The organism is Aeromonas molluscorum 848 (assembly GCF_000388115.1).
Lineage (GTDB): Bacteria > Pseudomonadota > Gammaproteobacteria > Enterobacterales > Aeromonadaceae > Aeromonas > Aeromonas molluscorum.
Window position 1 is genome coordinate 1 of record NZ_AQGQ01000241.1, and the last position, 4,335, is coordinate 4,335.

Consider the following 4,335-nt stretch of genomic DNA (forward strand, 5'->3'; position numbering starts at 1 on the left):
AAACAGCATGCGGCCCTGCTCGCCACCGGAGAGTACCTTGACCGGCTTTTTGATGTCGTCCTGGGTGAACAGCAGACGACCCAGAATGGAGCGTACTGCCTGCTCATCTTCGTTGGCCTGTTTCCACTGGGCCATCCAGTCGAACACATTGAGATCGGTGTCGAAGTCTTCGGCGTGATCCTGGGCGTAGTAACCTATCTGGGCGTTCTCGGACCATTTGATGGTGCCGCTGTCCGGTTCCAGTTCGCCCATGAGCGTCTTGATCAGGGTGGATTTACCAATGCCGTTGGTCCCCAGGATGGCGACCTTCTCGCCCACTTCCAGCATCATGCTCAGGCCCTTGAACAGGGGCGCCTCACCATAACCTTTGGACACCCCTTCCACTTCCAGGATGTTGCGGTACAGCTTCTTCTCCTGCTCGAAGCGGATGAAGGGGTTCTGACGGCTGGACACCTTGACCTCTTCAATCTTGATCTTGTCGATCTGCTTGAGACGGGAAGTGGCCTGGCTGGACTTGGAGGCGTTGGCGCTGAAACGCGACACGAAGGATTGCAAGTCGGCAATCTGGGCCTTCTTCTTGGCATTGTCGGAGATCAGACGCTCGCGGGCCTGGGTGGCCGCCGTCATGTAGTCGTCATAGTTGCCGGGGTAGACGCGCAGCTCGCCGTAGTCCAGATCCGCCATGTGGGTACAGACCGAATTCAGGAAGTGACGGTCGTGAGAGATGATGATCATGGTGCTCTCGCGATCGTTGAGCACCTGCTCCAACCAGCGAATGGTGTTGATGTCCAGGTTGTTGGTCGGTTCGTCCAGCAGCAGTATGTCGGGGTTGGAGAACAGCGCCTGTGCCAGCAGCACCCGCAGTTTCCAGCCCGGGGCCACTTCGCTCATGGGGCCGTTGTGCAACTCGATGGGGATACCGGCGCCGAGCAGCAGCTCACCGGCACGGGCCTCGGCGGTGTAACCGTCGTACTCGGCAACCAACCCTTCCAGCTCGGCGGCCTTCATGTAGTCGTCGTCGGTGGCTTCCAGGTTGGCGTAGATGGCATCACGCTCGGCGATGGCGGCCCACAACTCGGCATGGCCCATCATGACCACCTCGAGTACGCGCATCTCTTCGTAAGCGAACTGATCCTGGCGAAGCTTACCGATCCGCTCGTTGATATCCAGGCTCACATTACCGCCAGTGGGCTCAAGATCGCCGCCGAGGATCTTCATAAAGGTGGACTTGCCACAGCCGTTGGCGCCGATAAGGCCGTAGCGGTTGCCGCCGCCAAACTTGACGTTGATGTTCTCGAACAACGGCTTGGCGCCGAACTGCATGGTGATGTTGTTGCTGCTTAACAAAGGATGTGTCCCGGGTTGTCTGCCAAATGGCGCGCATTATGGCACAGCTCGAGAGAAAACTTTAGCAAGAAGTGTGATCCGAACCACATGAGCGTCTCATCCACAGGGGGGAAAGGGATGGAGAAAAGACACGGCCTTGAGTATCGATTGGGTCAGTTAAGACTAAAGTCGTGATTTCCTGTTCAGCAACAGCTGCTAGATTGGGGGTGAAACATTTCATTAACAAATGGAGTTGGGAAATGGCATTTGAAAGTGAAGACAAGGCCAAAGCCTATTGGCGGGAGAATCTCTCCCTGATGCTCAAGCTGCTCTTGGTGTGGTTTGCGGTCTCTTATGGCGCCGGAATTATATTGGCAGACTGGCTCAACCAGTTCCACCTGTTTGGCTTCAAGCTGGGCTTCTGGTTTGCTCAGCAGGGAGCCATTTATGTGTTTGTCATTCTGATCTTCGTTTACGTTCACCAGATGAACAAGCTGGATCGCAAATATGATGTTCATGAAGACTGAGGTGTGAAATGGATTTAAAAACACTGACATACATAGTGGTCGGCCTGACTTTTGCGCTCTATATCGGCATTGCAGTCTGGGCCCGCGCCGGTTCAACCAAGGAGTTTTACGTGGCAGGGGGCGGGGTGCATCCCATTGCCAACGGCATGGCCACGGCCGCTGACTGGATGTCGGCAGCCTCCTTCATCTCCATGGCAGGCCTCATCTCCTTCATGGGATACGATGGCGCCGTCTATCTGCTGGGCTGGACCGGTGGCTATGTGCTACTGGCACTGTGCCTGGCTCCTTACCTGCGCAAATTCGGCAAGTTCACCGTGCCCGATTTCATCGGCGATCGTTACTACTCGCAGACTGCCCGTACCGTTGCCGTTGTCTGTGCCATCCTGGTCTCCTTTACCTATGTTGCAGGCCAGATGCGCGGTGTGGGGGTGGTCTTCTCCCGTTTCCTTGAGGTGGACATCACCACCGGGGTGGTGATCGGCATGGCCGTAGTCTTCTTCTATGCGGTGCTCGGCGGCATGAAGGGCATCACCTATACCCAGGTCGCCCAGTATTGCGTGCTGATCTTCGCCTACATGGTGCCGGCCTTCTTCATCTCTATCATGATGACGGGTCACGTGCTGCCCCAGACCGGGTTCGGCGCCACCCTAGTGGACGGTTCCAACACCTACCTGCTCGACAAGCTTGACACCATATCGCGGGATCTCGGCTTTGCCGACTACACGGACGGGGTCAAGTCCAAGATTGACGTGATGGCCATCACCTGCGCCCTCATGGTCGGGACGGCCGGTCTGCCTCATGTGATCGTGCGCTTCTTCACCGTGCCCAAGGTACGTGATGCGCGCATCTCCGCCGGTTGGGCCCTGCTGTTCATCTCCTTCCTCTATACCACAGCGCCAGCAGTGGCTGCCTTTGCCCGGGTCAACATGGTTGACACCATCAATGGCAGCGATGGCAAGGGCACCGAATATGCTCATGCCCCCGAGTGGATCAAGAACTGGGAGAAGACCGGTCTCATCTCCCACGAAGACAAGAACGGCGATGGTCGCATGTTCTACTCCAACGATGATCGCAACGAGATGAAAGTGGATCGCGACATCATAGTGCTGGCCAACCCCGAGATTGCCAAGCTGCCCAACTGGGTCATCGCCCTGGTGGCTGCGGGTGGTATCGCTGCGGCGCTCTCTACGGCGGCGGGTCTGCTGCTGGTCATCTCGACCTCTATCTCCCATGATCTGCTCAAACGTAACCTGATGCCCAACATCACCGACAAGCAGGAGCTGCGTTATGCCCGTGGCGCCGCCGCCGTGGCCATACTGGTGGCCGGTTATCTTGGGATCAACCCGCCGGGCTTCGTGGCCGAGGTGGTGGCATTTGCCTTTGGTCTCGCCGCCGCCAGCTTCTTCCCCGCCATCATCATGGGCATCTTCTACAAGAAGATGAACAAGGAAGGGGCCATCAGCGGCATGCTGGCGGGCATGATCTTCACCATTGGCTACATCGTCTACTTCAAGGGCATCGTCATGACCCCCATGGCGGCCAACGTGCCGGAGAACTGGCTGTTTGGCATCTCGCCGGAAGGGATAGGCTCTGTGGGCATGGTGATCAACTTCGTGATTGCCTACGGGGTGAGCCTGTTCACCAAGCCGGTGCCGCAAGAGGTGCAAAATATCGTGGAGAGCATCCGCTTCCCGAAAGGGGCAGGTGAGGCTCACGACCATTGATCAATGCGGGGAGGGGCCAGGCCCCTCCCATCGGGAGTGATGATGGAACTGGTTGAGATACACCAATTTCTGGCCCGAACTACCCCCTTCAACTTGTTGGAGAAGGGGATCCAAACCGAGTTGGCGCGAGCCATCTCGGTTTACTATTTTCGGGCCAATGAGACTGTGCCGCCACAGGCGCAGCGATTGATGATTGTGCGCACCGGCCTGTTCGCCCGCTATGACGGGCAGCAGTTGCTGGAGAAGTTGCAAGAAGGAGATTTTGACGGCTACCAGTTGTCAGGGCAGTCAGGCGGCAGGCTGGTCTGCGAAGAGGATGCCCTGGTCTACTGGCTCGACGGCGAGGTGTTCGCCCAGTCCCGGCAGCGCTGGCCCTTGCTGGACAACTTCTTCTTGCGTCTTGCGGCACGTACCTTGCACCAGCAGCCGAGTCCGGGGGGCGAGGGCTATTTCACGCTCAAGGTGCGGGATCTGGTGCAGCCTCACAAGATAACCATCCTCCCCGGGAGTTCGGTGCAGGCCGCGGCGCAGCTGATGAGCGAGCGGCGCGTCTCCTCTTTGCTGGTGGAAGAGACGGGGGCACTGCTTGGCATCATCACGGACAGGGATCTGCGCAGCCGGGTGCTGGCGTTGGGGCTGCCAGCCGATACCGCGGTGGGGCAGGTGATGACCCGGGATCCCAGGACCATCGACAGGGATGCCTATCTCTTCGAGGCCCTGCAGCAGATGGGGCGCTGGCGCGTGCACCATCTGCCTGT

4 protein-coding genes are annotated in these 4,335 nt (G+C 58.2%); 3 read left to right on the plus strand and 1 reads right to left on the minus strand.

Translation table 11 applies throughout. The features are described from left to right. A partial coding sequence (locus tag G113_RS19345; RefSeq protein ID WP_040319413.1) for an ABC-F family ATPase occupies positions 1-1,347 on the minus strand: 1,347 nt, incomplete at its 3' end. Positions 1,348-1,586: 239 nt separating this feature from the next. Here G113_RS19345 and G113_RS19350 point away from each other — a divergent pair. The 3 genes from G113_RS19350 to G113_RS19360 form a co-directional block, all read left to right on the plus strand. Beyond that, positions 1,587-1,853 (plus strand): DUF4212 domain-containing protein, encoded by a 267-nt coding sequence (locus G113_RS19350; RefSeq protein WP_005910665.1) that lies wholly within the window; start codon positions 1,587-1,589, stop codon positions 1,851-1,853. Between the two features lie 8 nt (positions 1,854-1,861). Then, the gene (locus tag G113_RS19355; RefSeq protein ID WP_005910667.1) at positions 1,862-3,577 is read left to right on the plus strand and encodes a sodium:solute symporter family protein; all 1,716 of its coding nucleotides are present in this window, start codon (positions 1,862-1,864) and stop codon (positions 3,575-3,577) included. Positions 3,578-3,616: 39 nt separating this feature from the next. Continuing rightward, positions 3,617-4,335, plus strand: a 719-nt coding sequence (locus G113_RS19360; protein WP_005910669.1) for a CBS domain-containing protein, incomplete at its 3' end; no start/stop codon positions are given.

What these genes read in the sequence shown, in the direction of transcription:
- G113_RS19350 (WP_005910665.1), top strand. Translation starts at nt 1,587, where the DNA reads ATGGCATTTGAAAGTGAAGACAAGGCCAAAGCCTATTGGCGGGAGAAT.
- G113_RS19355 (WP_005910667.1), top strand. Translation starts at nt 1,862, where the DNA reads ATGGATTTAAAAACACTGACATACATAGTGGTCGGCCTGACTTTTGCG.